17 protein-coding genes and 1 other RNA gene are annotated in these 20,870 nt (G+C 66.5%); 15 read left to right on the forward strand and 3 right to left on the reverse strand.

Going from position 1 to position 20,870, the window contains the following annotated elements:
* Positions 1–41 precede the first annotated feature (41 nt).
* Positions 42–1,412 (reverse strand): aminotransferase-like domain-containing protein, encoded by a 1,371-nt coding sequence (locus BM118_RS11270; protein WP_177234205.1) that lies wholly within the window; start codon positions 1,410–1,412, stop codon positions 42–44.
* A 49-nt stretch (positions 1,413–1,461) separates the two neighbouring features.
* Between BM118_RS11270 and BM118_RS11275 the strand changes: the two genes are divergently transcribed.
* The gene (locus BM118_RS11275; RefSeq protein ID WP_177234206.1) at positions 1,462–1,926 is read left to right on the forward strand and encodes a DUF983 domain-containing protein; all 465 of its coding nucleotides are present in this window, start codon (positions 1,462–1,464) and stop codon (positions 1,924–1,926) included.
* Positions 1,927–1,998: 72 nt separating this feature from the next.
* Positions 1,999–2,712 (forward strand): alpha/beta fold hydrolase, encoded by a 714-nt coding sequence (locus tag BM118_RS11280; RefSeq protein WP_177234207.1) that lies wholly within the window; start codon positions 1,999–2,001, stop codon positions 2,710–2,712.
* A gap of 165 nt (positions 2,713–2,877) precedes the next feature.
* Here the strand turns inward: BM118_RS11280 and rnpB are convergent.
* Positions 2,878–3,309, reverse strand: an RNA gene (gene rnpB / locus BM118_RS11285) — RNase P RNA component class A.
* A 149-nt stretch (positions 3,310–3,458) separates the two neighbouring features.
* Here rnpB and BM118_RS11290 point away from each other — a divergent pair.
* Positions 3,459–3,812, forward strand: a complete 354-nt coding sequence (locus BM118_RS11290) for a YciI family protein (RefSeq protein WP_092185194.1) — start codon at positions 3,459–3,461, stop codon at positions 3,810–3,812.
* A gap of 121 nt (positions 3,813–3,933) precedes the next feature.
* A complete protein-coding gene (locus tag BM118_RS11295; protein WP_092185195.1) occupies positions 3,934–5,166 on the forward strand; it encodes an RNA polymerase sigma factor in 1,233 nt (410 codons plus the stop codon).
* A 121-nt stretch (positions 5,167–5,287) separates the two neighbouring features.
* On the opposite strand, the gene BM118_RS11300 is transcribed toward BM118_RS11295, so the two are convergent.
* The gene (locus BM118_RS11300) at positions 5,288–6,067 is read right to left on the reverse strand and encodes an N-acetylmuramoyl-L-alanine amidase (protein ID WP_092185196.1); all 780 of its coding nucleotides are present in this window, start codon (positions 6,065–6,067) and stop codon (positions 5,288–5,290) included.
* Positions 6,068–6,579: 512 nt separating this feature from the next.
* Between BM118_RS11300 and rsmH the strand changes: the two genes are divergently transcribed.
* The 11 genes from rsmH to murB all read left to right on the forward strand — a co-directional run bounded on the left by rsmH (position 6,580) and on the right by murB (position 20,844).
* Positions 6,580–7,569 (forward strand): 16S rRNA (cytosine(1402)-N(4))-methyltransferase RsmH, encoded by a 990-nt coding sequence (rsmH, locus tag BM118_RS11305; protein WP_177234208.1) that lies wholly within the window; start codon positions 6,580–6,582, stop codon positions 7,567–7,569.
* A gap of 3 nt (positions 7,570–7,572) precedes the next feature.
* Positions 7,573–7,965, forward strand: coding sequence for a cell division protein FtsL (gene ftsL, locus BM118_RS11310; RefSeq protein WP_092185201.1), 393 nt, complete (start codon positions 7,573–7,575; stop codon positions 7,963–7,965).
* Positions 7,962–9,704, forward strand: a complete 1,743-nt coding sequence (locus BM118_RS11315) for a peptidoglycan D,D-transpeptidase FtsI family protein (RefSeq protein ID WP_092185202.1) — start codon at positions 7,962–7,964, stop codon at positions 9,702–9,704. Before ftsL ends, BM118_RS11315 begins: the two co-directional genes overlap by 4 nt.
* 78 nt (positions 9,705–9,782) lie before the next feature.
* A complete protein-coding gene (locus BM118_RS11320; protein WP_092185203.1) occupies positions 9,783–11,240 on the forward strand; it encodes a UDP-N-acetylmuramoyl-L-alanyl-D-glutamate--2,6-diaminopimelate ligase in 1,458 nt (485 codons plus the stop codon).
* Entirely contained in the window at positions 11,237–12,616 is a 1,380-nt protein-coding gene (locus BM118_RS11325; protein WP_092185204.1) for a UDP-N-acetylmuramoyl-tripeptide--D-alanyl-D-alanine ligase, read from the forward strand. The genes BM118_RS11320 and BM118_RS11325 overlap by 4 nt, the downstream gene beginning before the upstream one ends.
* Positions 12,617–12,777: 161 nt before the next feature.
* Entirely contained in the window at positions 12,778–13,881 is a 1,104-nt protein-coding gene (gene mraY / locus BM118_RS11330; RefSeq protein ID WP_011089345.1) for a phospho-N-acetylmuramoyl-pentapeptide-transferase, read from the forward strand.
* 136 nt (positions 13,882–14,017) lie between these two features.
* Complete coding sequence (gene murD / locus BM118_RS11335) at positions 14,018–15,418, forward strand: UDP-N-acetylmuramoyl-L-alanine--D-glutamate ligase (RefSeq protein ID WP_092185205.1); 1,401 nt, start codon at positions 14,018–14,020, stop codon at positions 15,416–15,418.
* 193 nt (positions 15,419–15,611) lie between these two features.
* Complete coding sequence (gene ftsW / locus BM118_RS11340; RefSeq protein WP_028176246.1) at positions 15,612–16,763, forward strand: putative lipid II flippase FtsW; 1,152 nt, start codon at positions 15,612–15,614, stop codon at positions 16,761–16,763.
* A 180-nt stretch (positions 16,764–16,943) separates the two neighbouring features.
* Positions 16,944–18,044, forward strand: a complete 1,101-nt coding sequence (gene murG / locus BM118_RS11345) for an undecaprenyldiphospho-muramoylpentapeptide beta-N-acetylglucosaminyltransferase (protein ID WP_092185206.1) — start codon at positions 16,944–16,946, stop codon at positions 18,042–18,044.
* 288 nt (positions 18,045–18,332) lie between these two features.
* Positions 18,333–19,736 carry a UDP-N-acetylmuramate--L-alanine ligase gene (gene murC / locus BM118_RS11350; protein ID WP_092185207.1) on the forward strand — a complete coding sequence of 468 codons (1,404 nt, stop codon included), beginning with the start codon at positions 18,333–18,335 and terminating at the stop codon, positions 19,734–19,736.
* Between the two features lie 187 nt (positions 19,737–19,923).
* The gene (gene murB / locus BM118_RS11355; protein WP_092185208.1) at positions 19,924–20,844 is read left to right on the forward strand and encodes a UDP-N-acetylmuramate dehydrogenase; all 921 of its coding nucleotides are present in this window, start codon (positions 19,924–19,926) and stop codon (positions 20,842–20,844) included.
* Positions 20,845–20,870 lie beyond the last annotated feature (26 nt).

The raw sequence follows: 20,870 nt of genomic DNA on the forward strand, positions 1-20,870 counted from the left end.
GCAGGCGTAGTCTGCGGCGTCGGGCTTTTCCGGATCATGCTCTAGACGATCTGCCTGATGTCGGCGGGCTTGTGCAGCGCGCTGACCAGGATGCGCAGTGCTTCCGTCAATTCCGCCCTGTTGCGTGCCGCGCCCAGCGAGACACGGGCCGCATGCGGCGGCGTCCCGTCGACGGTGAAGGCTTCGCCTGCCACGACCGCAAGACCATTCCGTAGCAGATGCGCCGCGACATCGGGGCGGGCCTCCGGCAGCCGCAGCCACAGATGATGGGCCGCGGGCTTGGCCAGGAATTGAAAACCTTTCAGTGCGCGCTGCGCAAGTTGCTGGCGGCCCACCGCCTCGTTGCGAATGGCGGTGATGATGCGATCGGCGATGCCGGTCTCGAGCCAATGCGTCACCAGCGCAACCATCAGCGGCGTCGGCATCTGCACGGTGGCCTGCAAATAAGAACGCATCTCCTGTTGCGCGGCGTTGTCGGGTGCCACGAGATAAGCGACCCGCAGTGCCGGTGCGATGCATTTTGACAGCGTGGTGGCCAGATAGGTCCGCTCCGGAATGAGGTTGGCGATCGGCGCTGCCGAGCGGTCGAGCAGCCCGTAGGCGTCGTCCTCGATCAGAATCGTATCGACACCGCGGATGATCCTTGCGATGGCGCCGCGCCGCTCGGCGGAAAGTGTCGCCGTGGTCGGATTGTGCAGCGTCGGGATGAGGTAGACGGCCTTCGGTCTGTGCGCGCGGCAGGCCTTTGCGAGCGCTTCGGGCAGGATGCCGCCGTCATCCATGGCGACGCCGACGAGCTTGATGCCGAGCCGCGCCGCGGCGGCCTTGATTCCGGGGAAGGTAAGCGCTTCCGTGAGCACGGTGTCGCCGGGCCGCGCGAGATGGGCGAGCAGGTTGAACAGGATGGTCTGCGCGCCGGGAAAGATCACGAGCCGGTCGGCGTGCGCGTGCGGGACACGTGCGCGCATCCACCGCGCCGCGATCTCGCGCTCATGCGCGCTGCCGCCGGGTGGCTGGTAGTTCAGGAATGCGGTCAACCCCGATTGCGCGCGGATGGCTTCCATCCCGGCGATGATGCGCTCGTCGAGCTGCGCTTCCAGTGGATGCGGTGGCACGTTCATCGAAAGATCGATCGCAACGGGATGCGGCAAGTCGACCGCGCGGCGCGCGCTGGTCTCCGACACGAACGAGCCCTGGCCGACGCGGGCCTCCAAGATCCCGCGGCGCCGCGCCTCGGTGTAGGCGCGCGTCACCGTGGTGAGGTCGATGTCGAGCGCTCTTGCGAGTGCGCGCTGCGTCGGCAGCTGCTGGCCGCGCACCAGCCGGCCGGCTGCGATGTCGGCCTCCATGGCCTCGACGATGCGCTGGTAACGCGGCCCGCTCAGCTCCGAGATTGTAGGGGTCCAGTCCATGCAATTTAGGCCCATATCCTTTGAATGTATGGATGCAAGATATTATTGTATGGATCGTCGAAAAGGAAGAGGTGTGGTCATGCCAACCGGTTCAGTCTCCCTCACGAAGGCGATGTGGCGCGGCTTTCTGGGCAAGTGCCCGAACTGCGGCGAAGGCCATCTGTTCGGCCGCTTCCTGAAGGTGGCAGACAGCTGCGACCATTGCGGCGAGGAGCTTTTTCACCAGCGCGCCGATGACTTTCCGGCCTATCTCGTGATGGTCGTGGTCGGCCATCTCGTGGTGCCGGCGATCCTCGCGGTCGAGACCGCCTATGCGCCGGCCGTCTGGCTGCAACTCGCGGTGTGGCTGCCGGTGACGCTGTTCGCCTCGCTCGCGCTGCTGCAACCGACCAAGGGCGCCATCGTTGGCCTGCAATGGCAGATCGGCATGCACGGTTTTGAGGCGAGCAAGCTTCGGCGCGAGGCGGTTGAGCTTGCGCCGGTTCTTGTGAAGGCGGATACGCGCGCGGCCTGAGCGGCGCCGGCGTTTACATCGCGCGCGCGGCCGCTACACTCCATCGTACAAACAAGAACGATGGAAACGCCGATGGCCGCACGCGCGAAGACCTTCCTGCTCTGTCATGGCGCCTGGTCCGGCGGATGGGCCTGGAAGAAGATGCATCCGCTGATGGCGCAGGCGGGCCACCGTCTGGTCGCGCCGACCTACGCCGGGCTCGGCGAGCGTTCGCATCTGGCAAGTCCCGCGATCGATCTCGACACGCACATCCAGGACATCCTCAACGTCATCGCCTTCGAGGATCTCCGCGACATCGTGCTGCTCGGACACAGCTATGGCGGCATGGTCGCGACCGGCGTTGCCGACCGCGCGCGCGAGCGCGTGACGCAGCTGATCTATCTCGACGCCTTCGTGCCGTGCGACGGCCAGTCGCTGTTCGATCTCAACGAGAGCGGGCGCGAGCCGATGCGCAAGGCCGCCGCCTCCGCCGACGGCTATCGCATCCCGCCGAACCCGCCGCCGCCGGATACGCCGCAGGCCGATCTCGACTGGCTCAACGCGCGCCGCGTCGCCATGCCGATCAAATGTTTCGAGACGAGCTTGAGGCTCGACCATGGCGAGCCGGCGATGCCGCGCAGCTACATCTATTGCAAGCGCATCCCGCCCGGTGACGTGTTCGGGCAGTTCGCCAGGCGCGCGAAGAGCGAGGAAGGCTGGCGCTATGTCGAGCTCGACGCCAGTCACGCGCCGAATGTCACCGCCCCGGAGGCGCTGATGGGTGTGTTGGAGAAGATCGTCGCCTGACCCACAAACCGTCATTCCGGGGCTCGCGCAGCGAGAGCCCGGAATCCATTCCTCCACCAACTCTGCGGCTCGATGGATTCCGGGTTCGTGCTGCGCACGCCCCGGAATGACAGCAGCAAAAATGGTGAGGGGTCCGATGCGTTGGCACCGAACCCCTCGTTGCAAGATATCAGCCGGCCTGTAAGCCGGGTTCTGTAGGGCACCGTCCGCTTGCGCGAACGATACGTGACGGCCATTCCTCTGGGGCCATGTTTGCACATGGCCTCGAGCAACCTACCCGGACGGCGGGCCTGACATCGCCCCGCGGCGTTATCGCTTGCGCGATCGGCCCGCATTCGCCGTCCCTATTCGGTTTTGCTCCCGGTGGGGTTTACCATGCCGGCTCCGTTGCCGGAACCGCGGTGCGCTCTTACCGCACCTTTTCACCCTTACCTCGCCATAGCCCCGAAGGGGCGACGGCGGGCGGTTCGTTCTCTGTGGCACTTTCCCTGGGGTTGCCCCCGCCGGACGTTATCCGGCACCGTATGTCAAGGGAGCCCGGACTTTCCTCCCCGGCGGCCTTTCGACCGTTGCCGGAGCGGCCGTCCGGCCGACTGACGGGGGCAGGCATGGGGCATTTGTGACGGTTTCGTCAAGTCGAGATCGTCGCGCACGCGATCTGCAAATAATTTATCCTGAAGATGTCGTTTGATGTGGGCCCCGTTCGACTGGATGTCGGTGATCCCCCGAACAACAGGAGTTGAGCGATGCAATATCTGCTGATGATCCACCAGAACGAGGTCGAGTACGCGAAGAACGACGCGGCAACCAGCCAGAAGATGCTGGCCGAATACCAGGCCTTCACGCAAGGCATCATCCAGAGCGGCAATTTCAAGGCCGGCGATCGTTTGCGGCCGACCACGACCGCGACCACCGTGCGGGTGCGCGAGGGCAAGACCCTGACGACCGACGGCCCGTTTGCGGAGACGCGCGAGCAGCTCGGCGGCTACTATCTGGTCGAGGCCAAGGATCTCAATGCGGCGATCGAGATCGCGGCGCGGATTCCCAGCGCGCGCATCGGCTCGATCGAGGTGCGGCCGATCTGGGTCTACGACAAGTGAGCACCGTCGTTCCGGGGCGGCCCGAAGGGCCGAACCATGGTGCGCAATTGCGCACCTGGGAACCTCGGGATTCCGGGTTCGTGCTGCGCACGCCCCGGAATGACGTGTAAAGCATCATTCGATGACCCCCAGCGAAATCGAAAAAATCTTTCGCGACGAGGCGGGGCGGGCGCTGGCCACGCTGATCCGCCTCGTCGGCGATTTCGATCTCGCCGAGGACGCGCTCCAGGACGCCTTTGCCGTTGCGCTCAAGCGCTGGCCGGCGTGCGAGGCGCCGGACAATCCGCGCGCCTGGCTGGTCAATGTCGGTCGCAACAGGGCGATCGACCGCATCCGCCGCCAGGCCGTCTTCCGCGGCAAGCAGCAGGCGCTGGTGCACGAGCTCGAGCTGAACGCGCAGGCGCCGGACGAGCCGCCGGCGGTGCTCGACGACGACATGCTGCGATTGATCTTCACCTGCTGCCATCCCGCATTTGCGCCCGAGGTCCAGGTCGCGCTGACGCTGCGCACCGTCTGCGGGCTCTCCACTGCGCAGGTCGCGCGCGCCTTCCTCGTCGGTGAGGAGGCGATGGCGCAGCGGCTGGTCCGCGCCAAGCAGAAGATCAGGCTCGCCGGCATTCCCTATGAGGTGCCCGAACGCGACGCGCTGGCGCCGCGGCTCGATGGCGTGCTCGCCGTCATCTACCTCGTCTTCACCGAAGGCTATGTCGCAACCTCGGGCGCAGACCTGATGCGGCCGGATCTCGCGGTCGAGGCCATCAGGCTCGGCCGCTTGCTCGACCGGCTGATGCCTGACCGGGCCGGGATCAAGGGGCTGCTGGCCTTGATGCTGCTGCACGACGCGCGCCGCGCCGGACGCGAGACGTCGGCCGGCGACATCGTGCTGCTGGAAGAGCAGGACCGCACGCTCTGGGATCGCGCGCAGATCGAGGAAGGTCTGCATCTCGTCGACGACGCACTGCGCACGCCCGGCCGGCCGCAACCCTATGCGGTGCAGGCCGCGATCGCCGCGCTGCATGCGCGCGCGCCGAGCTTTGAAGAGACCGACTGGCCGCAGATCGCCGGGCTCTACGAGGTGTTGCTGCGGATCAATCCTTCGCCGGTGATCGAGCTCAACCACGCCGCCGCCATCTCGATGGTCGACGGCCCGGCGCGCGCGCTCGATCTCGTCGATGCGATCACCGCACGCGGCGGGCTCGACGGCTATGAGCTGTTGCCCGCCGTGCGCGCGGATCTGTTGCGGCGGCTGGGGCGCAAGGACGAGGCGCGCGAGGCATATGTTGCGGCGACGGCGGCGACGCAGCTCGAGCCACTGCGGCGGCTCTATGCGCGGCGAGTGAGGGAGATGGACTGAGTTTCGTCATGGCCGGGCTTGTCCCGGCCATCCACGCGTTACCGCGATCAGAGAAAGACGTGGATGCCCAGGACAAGCCCGGGCATGACGGAGCAAGAGGCTGCGTTCGCGAAGACGGCTGCTATTTCGACGCGACCGCCGTTCCGTCCGGCAGGCTCGCCAGCAGCGCCTGCAACGTCGACAGCGTGGAATGATCCGCAACCCCATCGAGCCGCGCCGGGCGGAAATGGCGCTGGAAGGCGGTGACGACTTCCATGGTCGCGGCGTCGTATTTGCCGGTCAGCGGCACGCCGTAACCGTATCGCGCGAGCGCCTGCTGCAGGCTCAGCACCTCGTCGCTGATGGTGCCGAGCATCAGGCTCTCGCCGCGCACGACGGGCGTGGGCGTGACCCAGTGGCCGACGCCGGAATTGGCCAGCGAATGCCACGGAAATTTCTCGCCCGGATCCTTCTTGCGCGCGGGCGCAACGTCGGAATGGCCGAGCACGCGGTGCGCCGCCACCTTGCGGCGGAGCATGATGCCGCGGCACAGCGCGATCACGGCGGCGATCTGGCGCAGCGGAAACTCCGGATAGCCCCAGTCGTGGCCGCGATTGACGATCTCGATGCCGATCGAGCAGGAGTTGACGTCGTCCTCGCCGGCCCAGGACGAGACGCCGGCGTGCCAGGCGCGCCTCGTCTCGGGCACGCATTGCACGATGCGGCCGTCCTCGAGCACGACGTAATGCGCCGACACTTCCGTCCCCGCCGTGCACAGCCGCGCCAGCGCGCCCTCGACATCGGGCATGCCGGTGTAGTGCAGCACGATCATGTCCGGCTGCCGTCCCTTGGCGCGTTCGCCATGGTTCGGCGAGGGGATGATGTCGGAGACGATCGAGGAATCCGGCTCGAACGTCCGCATGTTCGCCGCGGCCTTGGGAACCGGGAGAACGCGTTGACGCTTCGAATCAGATCCAGACGGCATGGACGAACCGGACGACATAAACAGCTCAAGTCGGAACAGGAGAGTGGGCCAAGCTCTTCTCTTTACTATTCCTTTACCCTCCGCCGTGCGCAATCGCGCGTCGCGGTTAACGGATGCATTTTGGCCGGGTGTGTGGATGAGGCATCACCGCCGCCTTACCTTTTCGACTTGTAACGGGCCGATCAACGCTTTCTTAACGCTAAGGGCCGTTACTGAGGGATGAAGAGCCGACCCGCGTCCGGAGGCGGCCAAAGCGTATTTTGGCTCGAAATCCCATGGCTGCCCGACAAATTCCACTGGGAACACTGGGTTGGCGGCCCGGGACGACCGGGCTCGGTAACCATGCTGGACAAGGGTTGGGTCGTGGAACCGCCGCGACGCGGAATCATTCGAGGCGTTATGGGCTGGCTCGCCCCGGATCTGGCTTGGTTGTTCGGCAGGCGTGGCGCATGAGCTCCGCTCCTCACATTCCCGTGCTCGGCCGCGAGGCCATCGATCATCTCGCGCCGCGCGAGGGCGGGATCTATGTCGACGCCACCTTCGGCGCCGGCGGCTACAGCCGCGCCATCCTCGACGTGCCGGGAACCCGACTGATCGCGATCGACCGCGACCGCACCGCCATCGCAGGCGGCGCCGAGCTGGTCGAGCGCTCTGCCGGTAGGCTGACACTGGTCGAGGACCGGTTCTCCAATCTCGCCGACGTCTGCGCGGCGCAAGGCGTCGAAGCCGTGGACGGCGTCGTGATGGACGTCGGGGTGTCCTCGATGCAGCTCGACCAGGCCGGCCGCGGCTTCTCCTTCCGCCTCGACGGTCCGCTCGACATGCGGATGGGGCAGACGGGACCGACGGCAGCCGACGTCGTCGCGCGCGCCTCGGAAGGCGATCTCGCCGACATCATCTATCTCTTCGGCGAGGAGCGGCATTCGCGCCGCATCGCCCGCGCCATCGTCGCGGACCGGCAGGAGACGCCGTTCACGACCACGCGTGCGCTCGCAGACCTCGTCGGCAGGGTGGTTCGCTCCAAGCCCGGCGACATTCATCCCGCGACGCGGACGTTCCAGGCCCTGCGCATCTTCGTCAACGAGGAGCTCGAGGAACTCCAGACCGCGCTCGCCGCGGCCGAGCGCGTGCTCAAGCCCGGCGGTCGCCTCGTGGTGGTCTCGTTCCATTCGCTGGAAGACCGTATCGTCAAGAATTTCCTCGCCGAGCGGTCCAAGACCGGCGGCGGCTCGCGGCACCTGCCGGAAGTCGCGCAAACCGCGCCGAGCTTTCAGCTCCTGACGCGGCGGCCTGTCGTCGCCGGTGCGGACGAAGTTGCGCATAACCCCCGCGCGCGTTCGGCAAAGCTGCGCGCCGCGGAGCGCACCTCGGCGCCGGCGCACAAGGACGACGAGTCCTCGTCCTGGCCAAGACTCTCCGACGTGCTGAGGGGAGGCTAGCGCATGCGCTTCATTCACCTCCTCGTCATCGGCGCGCTGATCTTCGCTGCGGCCCATGTCTACCGGATCAAGATGGACTCCACCGCGCGCACGGAGAAAGTGCTGCGGCTGCATGCGGAGATCCGCGAGCAGCGCGATGCGATCGCCTCGCTCCGCTCCGAATGGGCCAAGCTCGATGCGCCCTTGCGCCTGCAGGGCCTGTCCGAGCGGCACCTGCCGCTCAAGCCGGTCAACGGCACGCAATATGACTCGCTGAAGAACCTGCCCGAGCGTCCGCCGCGGATGTTCAGGCCCGGCGAGCCCGACCCGATCGGGGCCATGCTCAATACCATCGAAGCCGCGAGCGATCCCGATACCGTGACGGGCTCCGTGCCTCAGATCGAGGACAAGCAATGAGCCCGGCGACGCCTGCAAAACCCACTGAACCCTGGCGGCAGCGGCTGATCCGCAGCCTGCTCTACGGGCGCAATGTCGACCGCGCCGCGAAGGCGCGCGCGCGCGTCGGACTTGCGATGCTCGCCTTCACCTCGGTCTACGTCCTGATCGGTGGCCGGCTCGTGATGTTCGCGATCGGTGCCGACGCCCACAGTGCGCGCCGTGCGGCGTCGCAGGAGGTGGTTGCCACCGCGCGGCCCGACATCGTCGACCGCAACGGCGCCATCCTGGCGACCGACGTCAAGGCGGCGAGCCTGTTCGGCGAGCCGCGCCGCATCATCGACAAGGACGAGGCGATCGAGCTTCTGACCGCCACCGTGCCCGACCTCGACGAGGCCGAGGTGCGCGAGCGCCTGAAGACACGCAAAGGCTTCGTCTGGCTCAAGCGCGAGATCACGCCGAAGCAGCAGCAGGACATCCACAAGCTCGGCATTCCCGGCATCGGCTTCCTGCGCGAGAACAAGCGCGTCTATCCGACCGGCAACGAGGTCGCCCACCTCATCGGTCTCGTCAATATCGACAACCAGGGCATCGCCGGCATGGAGAAGTGGCTCGACAACCAAGGGCTCGCCGATCTCCACCGTGCGGGCTTTGCCACCGACCGCTTGCAAAAGCCGATCGAGCTCTCGGTCGATCTGCGCGTCGAGCACGCGCTGCGCGACGAACTGCTGAAGGCCAAGGAGAAGTTCCACGCCAAGGCGGCGTCCGGTATCGTCTCCAACGTCAAGACCGGCGAGATCGTGGCGATGGTCTCCCTTCCGGATTTCGACCCGAACAATCCGAAGGAAGCGCACGACCCCGACCGCATCAACCGCCTCACCACCGGCGTCTACGAGATGGGCTCGACCTTCAAGGCGTTCACGCTGGCGATGGCGCTCGATTCCGGAAAGATCAATCTGAACTCGTCGTGGGATGCGCGCGGAAACCTGCACTACGGCAAGTTCACGATCCACGACAGCCATCCGCTCGGACGCTTCATCAACACCAAGGAAGTGTTCACCTTCTCGTCCAACATCGGCGCCGCACGGATCGCGCTCAGCCAGGGCGTCGAGGCGCACAAGGCGTTCCTCGCCAAGATGGGCCAGCTGACGCGGCTGCGCACCGAGCTGCCGGAGAGCGCAGCTCCGCTGATCCCGCGCCGCTGGAGCGAGCTGAACACGGTCACCGCCGCGTTCGGCCAGGGCCTGTCGGTCGCGCCGCTGCAGGCGGTGATGGGCATCAACGCCCTGGTGAACGGCGGCTATTTGATTCCGCCGACCTTCATGAAGCGCAGCGAAGCGGAAGCGGCGGCGATGGCCAAGCGCGTGATCAAGCAGGACACCAGCGACAAGATGCGGTTCCTGATGCGGCTCAACGCCGAAATCGGCACCGCCAAGACCGCCGACGTCAAGGGCTACTATGTCGGCGGCAAGACCGGCACGTCCGAGAAGGTCATCAACGGCCGCTATGCCAAGAAGCGCGTGCTCAACTCCTTCACCGCGATCATGCCCTGCGACGATCCGAAATATCAGATCCTGATCATGCTGGACGAGCCGCAGGCGATCCCTGAAACGAAGGGTTTCATCACCTCGGGCTGGAACGCGGTGCCGACCGGCGGCAGGGTGATCGAGCGGATCGCGCCGCTTCTGGGCGTCGAGCCGCGGTTCGACCTGCCGCCGTCCGAGCGCCTTATTCTTGCAGCATCCAGGACAACCCAGTAATCAACCGGGTAGGCCATCGCCGGTGCTGAGTCGGGAGTTTCCGGCGATTCGGCTTTCCGGCATGTCGACTGGACGACCATGAAGCTGCGCGATCTCTTAGGCAATGACGCCGCAATCGAGCCTGTTGTCGCGGCGCTCGAAGTGACGGGGCTTGCGCTCGACAGCCGCGTGGTCAGGCCGGGTGATCTCTTCTTCGCGCTCGCGGGCAGCAAGACCGACGGCGCACGCTTCGTCGATGCCGCGGTCACCGCAGGCGCGGTGGCGATCGTCGGCGATCATGCGCCTGCGGTCTGCAAGGTGCCGTTCATCACGGTGGCCAATCCGCGCCGCTCGCTGGCGCTGGCCGCGGCCAGATTTTTCCCCGCGCAGCCCGCGACCATCGCCGCGGTAACCGGCACCAGCGGCAAGACCTCGGTCGCCGCGTTCACGCGCCAGATCTGGGAGCGGCTGGGCCATGCCTCCGCCAGCATCGGCACCATCGGCCTGGTCTCGCCCAAGCGCACCGTCTACGGCTCGCTGACCACGCCCGACCCGATCGCGCTGCACCGGCAATTGGACGAGATCGCGCGCGAGGGCGTCACGCATCTTGCCTTCGAGGCGTCCTCGCACGGGCTCGACCAATATCGCCTCGACGGCGTGCGCGTCTCCGCCGGCGGCTTCACCAATCTCTCGCGCGATCACATGGATTACCATCCGACCGTCGCGCATTATCTTGCGGCGAAGCTCCGGCTGTTCCGCGAGCTGGTCCCGCCTGGTGGAGCGGCCGTGATTTCGGCCGATCATGATTGCTCGGCCGAAGCAATCGATGCGGCGAAGGCGCGCGGCCTGCGCGTGATGGCGGTCGGCCGTCATGGCGACGGGGCAGGCGAGGGCATTCGTCTCACCGAGGCCGCGGTCGCGGGCTTTGCGCAAAAGCTCACGGTCGAGCATCGCGGCAAGCGATACGCAATCCGGCTGCCGCTGGTCGGTGAATTCCAGATCGAGAATGCGCTGGTGTCGGCCGGCCTCGCCATCGGCACCGGCAGCGATGCGGCAAACGTGTTCGCGAGCCTCGAACATCTCGAAGGCGCCAAGGGCCGGCTCGAGCGCGTCGGCGAGCGCAATGGCGCGCCGATCTTCGTCGACTATGCGCACAAGCCCGACGCGCTGGCGAAGGCGCTGCAGGCGCTGCGGCCTTACGCGAAGCGCAGGCTGGTCGTCGTGTTCGGCGCCGGCGGCGACCGCGATGCCGGCAAGCGTCCGATCATGGGCGAGATCGCCGCGGACAATGCCGACGGCGTCATCATCACCGACGACAATCCGCGCAGCGAGCAACCCGAAGCGATCCGCGCCGCGATCCTCGCCACCGCGAAGGGCGCCCGCGAGATCGGCGACCGTGCCGCGGCGATCCGCGCCGCGATCGAGGAGCTGGAAGAGGGCGATGCGCTACTCATCGCCGGCAAGGGCCACGAGACCGGGCAGATCGTCGGCGGCGAGGTGCTGCCCTTCAGTGATCACGAGGCGGTTGCCGCCGCACTAGCGTCGAGGGTTGCATGAGCGCGCCAATATGGACGGTTGCGGAGGTGGCGCGCGCGCTGGGCGTTGCCGGATCATTCCCGGACACCCCGATCGACTTCGTGACGCAGGACAGCCGCCTGGTGAAACTGGGCAGCCTGTTCGTCGCGCTCAGCGGCACGCCGAGCGGCGGCTTCATCTCGGCCTTCGCCAGCGCGCGCGACGGCTGGGAATTCGCCGACAAGGCGGAAGCCTCGGGCGCGGTCGCGATGATCGTGCCGCACGAGATCGCGGGCATCCGCATCCCGCAGATCGTCGTGAAGGACACGCTGATCGACGGCCTCTGGGGTCTCGCGCGCGCCGCACGCGCGCGCTTCAACGGACCCGTGATCGGGCTCACCGGCAGCGCCGGCAAGACCAGCACCAAGGAATTTCTGGCAGCCTATCCGAACGCCTATGCCAGCCCGTCGAGCTTCAACAATTTCTGGGGTGTGCCGCTGACGCTGTGCAATGCGCGGCCTGATGCCAGCCTCTGGGTCGTCGAGATGGGCATGAACCAGACAGGCGAGATCGCGCGGCTCAGCGAGTTGACGCGGCCGACCGTCGCGCTCGTCGTCAACGTCCAGCCGGTGCATCTGGAAAAGCTCGGCTCGCTCGAGGCCATCAGGCGCGAGAAGGTCTCGATCGCGCTCGGCCTGCCGGAGCATGGCGTGCTGGTGCTGCCCGCCGGGCTCAAGGCGTCCGAATGGAAGGGCAAGGTGGTGCGCTTCGGCGAGCATGCCGAGGTGCACGAGGTCACGCACGCGCCGCATGGCGAGAGCTGGCAGGTCGTGGCGATGATCGGCAAGAAGCAGATCGCCTTCAGCCTGACGCCGGGCGCGCCGCACCGCGTGCAGAATGCGCTCGCCGCGCTCGCTTCGATCCGCGCGGCGAACCTCGATGCCGCGACGCTCGCGATCAAGCTCGATCGGGTCGGCATCATGACCGGCCGCGGCGTCGAGCAGGCGGTCGGCGGCGTCACCGTGATCGACGACAGCTTCAACGGCAATCCCGCCAGCGTGGCTGCTGCGCTGCAAAGCCTCCAGGCGCGCAATGTGACCGGCGGCCGCCGCATTGCGGTGCTCGGCGATATGCTGGAACTGGGCGATGACGCGCCAAGCTACCACACCGGCCTCACCAAGCATCTCGAAGGCATCGATGGCGTCTATTGCGTCGGGCCGCTGATGCGCCACCTCTACGACGTGCTGCCGGCCGGCAAGGGCCTGGGCTGGCACGACGATCCCGCCACGCTGAAGCCGGACGAGGTCGCAAGCCTGCTGAGGGCAGGCGATGTCGTGGTTGTCAAGGGCAGCAAGAAGATGTTCTGGGTCAACAAGTTTGTGCCGGGCCTAGTGGCCGCCTTGCAGGCAAAGGCGTAAACTGCTTGGAAGGCGCTGTTCCCGAATCCCACCCTTTGCGGCGCGAAGCGCTTTCCCAGAGGTCGCCCGACCCCATGATGAAGACCAGCGAATGCGCGTGAGGCACGCTGAGGCCAGGATCAAAACCAAGGCCCGTGCGAAGGCGCCATAGGACCGACTGAATGTTTTACTGGCTGATCGAGCTCTCCAACACATTTCCGGGCTTCGGTGCCTTTCGCACCTTCCTGAACGTCTTCCGCTACATCACCTTCCGCACCGGTGGCGCCGTCGTCACGGGCGCGCTGTTCGTGTTCCTGTTCGGCCCCTGGATCATCGATCATTTGCGCATCCGCCAGGGCAAGGGCCAGCCGATCCGGACCGATGGCCCGCAATCGCATCTCGCCAAGAAGGGCACGCCCACCATGGGCGGGCTGATGATCCTGTCCGGCCTCACGGTCGGCACGGTGCTGTGGGCCAACCCGCTCAATCCCTATGTCTGGATCGTGCTGGCGGTGACGCTCGGTTTCGGCTTCGTCGGCTTCTATGACGACTACCTCAAGGTGACCAAGCAGACCACGACCGGGTTCGGCAGCAAGCTTCGCCTGCTGATCGAGGCGGCCATCGCGCTGGTGGCCTGCTACGCGCTGGTGCGGCTGAACCGCGATCCCGCGTCGACCGCGCTGACCATTCCCTTCCTCAAGGACACCGTGCTGCATTTCGGCTGGTTCTTCGTCGTGTTCGGCGCCTTCGTCATCGTCGGCGCCGGCAATGCGGTGAACCTCACCGATGGTCTCGACGGCCTCGCCATCGTGCCCGTGATGATCGCGACCGCGAGCTTTGCGATGATCGCCTATCTCGCCGGCAACGCCGTGTTCGCCGACTATCTCCAGATCAAATATGTCGCCGGCACCGGCGAGCTCGCGGTGCTCTGCGGCGCGCTGCTGGGCGCCGGTCTCGGCTTCCTCTGGTTCAACGCCCCGCCGGCCTCGATCTTCATGGGCGACACCGGCTCGCTCGCGCTCGGCGGCATGCTGGGCGCCATCGCGGTCGCGGTGAAGCACGAGATCGTGCTCGCGGTGATCGGCGGCCTGTTCGTGCTGGAAGCGGTCTCCGTCATCGTGCAGGTGGTGTCGTTCAAGCTCACCGGAAAACGCATCTTCCGCATGGCGCCGATCCACCACCATTTCGAACAGCTCGGCTGGACCGAGCCGCAGATCGTGATCCGATTCTGGATCATCTCGGTGATGCTGGCGCTCGCCGGCCTGTCGACGCTGAAGCTGCGGTGATTATGGTCGCGGTGATTCAATCTTGCTGTCATTCCGGGGCTCGCGAAGCGAGAACCCGGAATCTCGAGATTCTCAGGTGCGCAATTGCGCACCATAGTTCTCGCTTCGCGAGCCCCGGAATGACAGGGACCCAATCATGATCCCGGTTACGTCCTTCGCCGGCAAGACAGTCGCGGTATTCGGCCTCGGCGGCTCGGGGCTCGCGTCCTGCCACGCGCTGAAAGCCGGTGGCGCCGAAGTGATCGCCGCCGACGACAACGCCGAGAACGTCGCCAAGGCCGCGCAGGCCGGCTTCATCACCGCGGATTTGCGCAACGTCTCCTGGACGAATTTCGCAGCGCTGGTGCTTGCGCCCGGCGTGCCGCTGACCCATCCCGTGCCGCATTGGAGCGTGCTGAAGGCGCGCGAGGCGGGCGTTGAGGTGATCGGCGACATCGAGCTGTTCTGCCGCGAGCGGCGGCGCCACGCACCGGATGCGCCGTTCGTCGCCATCACCGGCACCAACGGCAAGTCGACCACGACGGCGCTGATCGCGCATCTCACCAAAGTCGCCGGTTACGACACCCAGATGGGCGGCAATATCGGCACCGCGATCCTGTCGCTGGAGCCGCCGCGCACGGGTCGCGTCCACGTCATCGAGATGTCGTCCTACCAGATCGACCTCACGCCCTCGCTCGATCCCTCCGTCGGCATTTTGCTCAATGTCAGCGAAGACCACATCGATCGTCACGGCACCATCGCGCACTATGCCGCGGTGAAGGAGCGTCTCGTTGCGAGCGTGCAGGCAGGCGGCACCTCGATCGTCGGCGTCGACGACGGTTTTTGCCGCGACATCGCCGACCGGCTCGATCGCGCCGGCAAGAACGTGGTGCGCATCTCCGTCAAGAATCCACTGGCGAGCGGTATCCATGTCGAGCACGGCACCATCGTGCGCACCGCGGGCGGCGCGCGCAGCGAGGTCGCCAAGCTCGGCGGCATCGGCTCGCTCCGCGGCCTGCACAACGCGCAGAACGCGGCCTGCGCGGCCGCCGCCGCGCTCGCGATGGGCATCAGCCAGGATGTTTTGCAGAACGGCCTGCGCAGCTTTCCGGGCCTTGCACATCGCATGGAGCAGGTCGGTCGCCGTGGCAACGTGCTGTTCGTCAACGACTCCAAGGGCACCAACGCGGATGCCACCGCGCATGCGCTGTCGTCCTTCGCCGACATCTTCTGGATCGCCGGCGGCAAGCCCAAGGCGGGCGGTATCACCAGCCTGACCGGCTACTTCCCGCGCATCCGCAAGGCCTATCTGATCGGCGAAGCGGCGCAGGAATTTTCCGGCACGCTGGGCACGCAGGTGGCGCACGAGATCAGCCAGACGCTCGACGTCGCCGTCGAGCACGCCGCGCGCGACGCGGAAGCCTCGGGTCTCACGGACGCGGTCGTGCTGCTCTCGCCGGCCTGCGCCTCCTTTGACCAGTACCGCAACTTCGAGATCCGCGGCACCAAGTTCCGCGAGCTGGTGCAGGCGCTGCCGGGTGTGAAGCCGGTGGTGTGACGCTCGTGTCCCGGACGCGCGCAGCGCGAGCCGGGACCCAGGGACCACAATGGGCCCCGGCTCTGCAGCGCACCGCAAGGGCGCTGCGCTGCGTCCGGGGCACGAGACTCTTCAAAACTTGAACGGCCTATTAACCCCCCGGTAACCAACCTCGGCGACCAATGGACTGACCTCTGTCCGAAAGCGGCCGCCCATGCTCTCCCGTGAAGAACGCACCCCCTTTTCCGAGTGGTGGTGGACCGTCGACAAGCCGCTGATGGGTGCCATCCTGGCGCTGATGCTGACCGGCGTGATCCTGTCGCTGGCGGCGAGCCCCCCGGTTGCGACCCGCATCGGGCTCGATCCCTTCCATTTCTTCAGCCGGCACGTGATGTTCCTGGCGCCGTCCTGCCTGGTGCTGCTCGGCGTCTCCTTCCTGTCGCCGCGCGCGATCCGGCGAAGCGCGCTGCTCATCTTCGCAGTCAGCATCATCCTGATCGCGGTGACGCTCGCGATCGGCCCCGAAGTGAAGGGCTCGCGGCGCTGGATCACGCTGCTCGGCGTCAACATCCAGGCTTCCGAAATCGCAAAGCCATCTTTCGTCGTCATCGCTGCCTGGCTGTTCGCAGAATCGACCAGACGGCCGGAGATGCCGGCGACCTCGATGGCGCTGGTGCTGCTCCTGATGCTGGTCTCGCTGCTGGTGATGGAGCCGGATTTCGGCCAGACCATGCTGATCCTGATGGTGTGGGGTTCGCTGTTCTTCATCGCGGGCATGCGCATGATCTGGGTGTTCGGGCTCGCCGGCCTCGGCGCCGCCGGGCTGTTCAGCGCCTATCTGTTCGTCCCGCACGTCGCAGGCCGCATCAAGCGCTTCATGAATCCGGCCTCCGGCGACACCTTCCAGGTCGATACCGCCATGGAGGCCTTCTACAACGGCGGCTGGTTCGGGCTCGGACCGGGCGAGGGCATCGCCAAGCGCAGCCTGCCGGACAGTCATACCGACTTCGTGTTCGCGGTCGCGGCGGAAGAGTTCGGCATCATCCTGTGCCTTGCCATGCTGGCGCTGTTCGCCTTCGTCGTCATCCGCACGCTGTCGCGGGCCTATGCCAATGAGGACATGTTCTCGCGCTTTGCGGCCTCCGGCCTTGCGATCCTGTTCGGCGTGCAGGCGGCGATCAACATGTCGGTCAACCTCCAGCTCATCCCGGCCAAGGGCATGACGCTGCCTTTCATCTCCTATGGCGGTTCCTCGATCGTGTCGCTCGCCTATGGCGTCGGCATGATGCTGGCGCTGACGCGGCTGCGCCCGCGCACCGAGGTCGAGGCCAGCGGCCACGCCGAGGCGATGCGCAGCTACGCGTGACAGGCATCGTGTCCCGGACAAGCGAAGCGGAGCGCAGAGCCGGGACCCAGAATGCCGCGAGCATAGGCCCCGGTTCAGCAGCGCACCACGCTGCGAGGAGCAGCGCGCTGCGCCCGGGGCACGAACACCTCTGTTGCCGCGCTCGCAATGACCGAAAACTCCCTGTAAAACTCCCTCACCATGGACACCTCCCCCCTGATTCTTCTCGCCGCGGGCGGCACCGGCGGCCATCTGTTTCCGGCCGAGGCGCTCGGCGTCGAATTGATCCGGCGCGGCTTTCGCGTGCGTCTCGTCACGGACGAGCGGGCGCTGCGCTACAGCGGGCTGTTCAGCAAGGACATGATCGACGTCGTCTCGAGCGAGACTGCGCGCGGCCGCAATCCGTTCCAGCTCGCCAATGCCGGTCTCACGCTCGCCGCCGGCACGCTGTCGGCCTATCGCCTGATCAAGCGATTGAAGCCCGTCGCCGTCGTCGGCTTCGGCGGCTATCCGACGTTGCCGCCGCTGGTCGCGGCAAAGTTCGCCGGCGTGCCCGGCATTATCCATGACGCCAACGCGGTGCTCGGCCGCGCCAACCGGTTTCTGTCGAGCCGCGTCCGCGCCATCGCGACGTCGTTGCCGGGCGTGCTCGATCGCGACCCGGCACTATCAGGCAAGACCACGACCGTCGGCACGCCAATGCGACCGGCGATCCTCGCCGCGGCCGCCGTGCAATATGTTGCGCCCGAGGCGAACGGCCCGCTGCGCCTGCTCGTCGTCGGCGGCAGCCAGGGGGCGCGTATCATGGCCGACATCGTGCCTGGCGCGATCGAGCGGCTCGAGCCTGCGCTGTGGGGCCGGCTCATCCTCACCCAGCAGGTCCGCGACGAGGACATGAATCGCGTGCGCGCCGTCTACGACAGGCTCAAGATCAACGCCGAGCTCGCGCCGTTCTTTACCGATCTGCCGGCGCGGCTCGCCTCCAACCATCTGGTGGTGTCGCGCTCCGGTGCCGGCACCGTCGCCGAGCTCGCCGCCATCGGCCGGCCGTCGATCCTGGTGCCGCTGCCGGGCTCGATCGACCAGGACCAGTTCGCCAATGCCGGCGTGCTGGCCAAGGTCGATGGCGCGATCCGCATTCCGCAGACCGAGTTCACCTCGGATCGGTTGGCTTCCGAAATCTCCGCCTTCGCCGCCGAGCCGGCGCGCCTTGCCGCCATGGCTGCGGCTGCGAAGGGGGCAGGGCGGCTCGATGCCGCCGAGCGGCTGGCCGATCTGGTGGTCAAGGTCGCGGGCCTTTAGCACTGGTCATTCCGGACGGGCCGCAAAGCGGACCGATCCGGAATCTCGAGATTCCGGGTTCGCTCGCGCTGCGAGCGCCCCGGAATGACGAAAAAGGGCCGACTTTTGAATGTTACTCGTCATGCCGGGCTTGTCACACCAAGTCGGATTTATCCGACTTGGTACTTTCAAAAGAGACGGCACTCGGTATACCGAGTGCCTACGCATCCACGTCTTGCAAGAAAGACACTGGGATTCGTGGATGCCCGGGACAAGCCCGGGCAGGACGACGGAACGACGGGATAGAGCATGAGACTGCCGCGCGAGATCGGACCCATCCACTTCGTCGGGATCGGCGGGATCGGCATGAGCGGGATCGCCGAGGTGCTGGTCAATCTCGGCTACGCCGTGCAGGGCTCGGACGCCTCCGACAATTACAATCTCGACCGTCTGCGCAAGAAGGGCGCCAAGGTCTCGGTCGGCCACAAGGCGGAGAATGTCGACGGCGCCGAGGTCGTCGTCGTGTCCACCGCGATCAAGCGCGACAATCCGGAATTGATGGCGGCGCGCGAACGGCGCATTCCCGTGGTGCGCCGCGCCGAGATGCTGGCCGAGCTGATGCGGCTGAAGAGCTGCGTCGCGATCGCCGGCACCCATGGCAAGACCACCACGACGACGATGGTTGCAACGCTGCTCGATGCCGGCGGGCTCGATCCCACCGTGATCAACGGCGGCATCATCAACGCCTACGGCTCCAACGCACGTCTCGGCGCCGGCGACTGGATGGTGGTGGAAGCCGACGAGAGCGACGGCACATTCCTGAAACTGCCGACCGATGTCGCGATCGTCACCAATGTCGACCCCGAGCATCTCGATCACTTCAAGACCTTCGAGGCGGTGCAGGACGCCTTCCGCCATTTCGTGGAGAACCTGCCGTTCTACGGCTTTGCCGTGATGTGCATCGATCATCCCGTGGTGCAAAGTCTCGTCGGCAAGATCGAGGATCGCCGCATCATCACCTATGGCGAGAATCCGCAGGCCGATGCGCGACTGGTCGATCTCACCCCGATGGGCGGCGGATCGAAATTCAAGGTCGCGTTCCGCGATCGCAAGACCGGCGCCGTGCACGAGATCGCCGATCTCATGCTGCCGATGCCGGGCCGGCACAACGCCTCGAATGCGACGGCCGCAATTGCCGTCGCACGCGAGCTCGGCGTTATGGACGATGCGATCCGCAGGGCGATCGCCGGCTTCGGCGGCGTCAAGCGCCGCTTCACCAAGACCGGCGAGTGGAACGGCGTCACCGTCATCGATGATTATGGCCATCATCCCGTGGAGATCGCGGCAGTGCTGAAGGCGGCGCGGGAATCCACCAACGGCAAGATCGTCGCGGTGGTGCAGCCGCATCGCTATACCCGCCTGCAATCGCTGTTCGAGGAATTCTGCACCTGCTTCAACGATGCGGACGCGGTGATCGTGGCCGATGTCTATGCCGCCGGCGAAGCGCCGATCGAAGGCATCGACCGCGATCATTTCGTCGCCGGCCTGCGCGCCCATGGCCACCGCGAGGTGGTCCCGCTGCCGGCGGCGCCGGAGCTCGCGGGCATCGTCAAGGGGCTCGCGACATCGGGCGATCTCGTCGTGTGCCTTGGCGCCGGCAACATCACGCAATGGGCGTATGCACTGCCCGGCGAATTGAAGGCGCTGGGGTGAGCATGCGCTTGTGTAACTCCTCTGGTGCCACACGGCACACCGCGCTCCCTCCCCCCTTGCGGGGGAGGGTGGGGGAGAGGGGTGGCCACAAACTCCAATCTCGCTTGGGGCTACCCCCCTCCCTGACCCTCCCCCGCAAGGGGGGAGGGAACGGAAGCAGTGTGCTTCCCTCACTTGAGGAAGTTGCATGAGCTTCCCCGACATCACACCCTCGCTCAAAGCCGCGATGCCGGACCTGCGCGGCCGGCTGCTGGCCAACCAGTCGCTGGCCGAGCTGACCTGGTTTCGCGTCGGCGGTCCGGCGCAGGTGCTGTTCACGCCTGCGGACGAGGACGATCTCGCTTATTTCCTCGCGCATCTCGCTTCCGACATCCCGGTCTACGTCGTCGGCGTCGGCTCCAACCTGATCGTGCGCGACGGCGGCATTGCGGGCGTGGTGATACGTCTGGCGCCGCGCGCCTTTGGCGAGGCGAGTGCGAGCGGTGATATCGTCACCGCAGGCGCGGCTGCGCTCGACAAGCGCGTGGCGGAGGTGGCGGCTGGCGCCAATATCGGCGGGCTCGAATTCTACTTCGGCATTCCCGGCACGATCGGCGGTGCGCTGCGCATGAATGCGGGCGCCAATGGCGGCGAGACCAAGGACGTGCTGATCGAGGCGCGAGGCGTCGGCCGCGACGGCACCAAGCACGTCTTCTCCAATGCCGACATGAAGTTCGTCTATCGCAACAGCGGCGTCGACCCCTCCGTCATCTTCACGTCTGCGCGCTTTCGCGGTGAGGTCAAGGATGCGGACGCGATCCGCGCGCGCATGGCGGAGGTGCAGAGCCATCGCGAGACCGCACAGCCGATCCGCGAAAAGACCGGCGGATCGACTTTCAAGAATCCGCCCGGCCATTCCGCCTGGAAGCTGGTGGACGCCGCCGGCTGCCGGGGCTTGCGCGTCGGCGGCGCGCAGGTCTCCGAGATGCACTGCAATTTCCTGATCAACACGGGCGATGCCACCGCGCACGACATCGAGACGCTGGGCGAGACCGTGCGCGAGCGCGTGAAGGCCAATTCCGGAATTGAGCTACACTGGGAAATCAAGCGGATCGGGGTTTCCGCCTAACAGTCATTCCGGGGGCGCGAAGCGCA

This window comes from Bradyrhizobium sp. cf659 (genome assembly GCF_900113725.1).
Lineage (GTDB): Bacteria > Pseudomonadota > Alphaproteobacteria > Rhizobiales > Xanthobacteraceae > Bradyrhizobium.

What these genes read in the sequence shown, in the direction of transcription:
- BM118_RS11270 (WP_177234205.1), bottom strand. Translation starts at nt 1,412, where the DNA reads ATGGACTGGACCCCTACAATCTCGGAGCTGAGCGGGCCGCGTTACCAG.
- BM118_RS11275 (WP_177234206.1), top strand. Translation starts at nt 1,462, where the DNA reads ATGGATCGTCGAAAAGGAAGAGGTGTGGTCATGCCAACCGGTTCAGTC.
- BM118_RS11280 (WP_177234207.1), top strand. Translation starts at nt 1,999, where the DNA reads ATGGCCGCACGCGCGAAGACCTTCCTGCTCTGTCATGGCGCCTGGTCC.
- BM118_RS11290 (WP_092185194.1), top strand. Translation starts at nt 3,459, where the DNA reads ATGCAATATCTGCTGATGATCCACCAGAACGAGGTCGAGTACGCGAAG.
- BM118_RS11295 (WP_092185195.1), top strand. Translation starts at nt 3,934, where the DNA reads ATGACCCCCAGCGAAATCGAAAAAATCTTTCGCGACGAGGCGGGGCGG.
- BM118_RS11300 (WP_092185196.1), bottom strand. Translation starts at nt 6,067, where the DNA reads ATGCGGACGTTCGAGCCGGATTCCTCGATCGTCTCCGACATCATCCCC.
- rsmH (WP_177234208.1), top strand. Translation starts at nt 6,580, where the DNA reads ATGAGCTCCGCTCCTCACATTCCCGTGCTCGGCCGCGAGGCCATCGAT.
- ftsL (WP_092185201.1), top strand. Translation starts at nt 7,573, where the DNA reads ATGCGCTTCATTCACCTCCTCGTCATCGGCGCGCTGATCTTCGCTGCG.
- BM118_RS11315 (WP_092185202.1), top strand. Translation starts at nt 7,962, where the DNA reads ATGAGCCCGGCGACGCCTGCAAAACCCACTGAACCCTGGCGGCAGCGG.
- BM118_RS11320 (WP_092185203.1), top strand. Translation starts at nt 9,783, where the DNA reads ATGAAGCTGCGCGATCTCTTAGGCAATGACGCCGCAATCGAGCCTGTT.
- BM118_RS11325 (WP_092185204.1), top strand. Translation starts at nt 11,237, where the DNA reads ATGAGCGCGCCAATATGGACGGTTGCGGAGGTGGCGCGCGCGCTGGGC.
- mraY (WP_011089345.1), top strand. Translation starts at nt 12,778, where the DNA reads ATGTTTTACTGGCTGATCGAGCTCTCCAACACATTTCCGGGCTTCGGT.
- murD (WP_092185205.1), top strand. Translation starts at nt 14,018, where the DNA reads ATGATCCCGGTTACGTCCTTCGCCGGCAAGACAGTCGCGGTATTCGGC.
- ftsW (WP_028176246.1), top strand. Translation starts at nt 15,612, where the DNA reads ATGCTCTCCCGTGAAGAACGCACCCCCTTTTCCGAGTGGTGGTGGACC.
- murG (WP_092185206.1), top strand. Translation starts at nt 16,944, where the DNA reads ATGGACACCTCCCCCCTGATTCTTCTCGCCGCGGGCGGCACCGGCGGC.
- murC (WP_092185207.1), top strand. Translation starts at nt 18,333, where the DNA reads ATGAGACTGCCGCGCGAGATCGGACCCATCCACTTCGTCGGGATCGGC.
- murB (WP_092185208.1), top strand. Translation starts at nt 19,924, where the DNA reads ATGAGCTTCCCCGACATCACACCCTCGCTCAAAGCCGCGATGCCGGAC.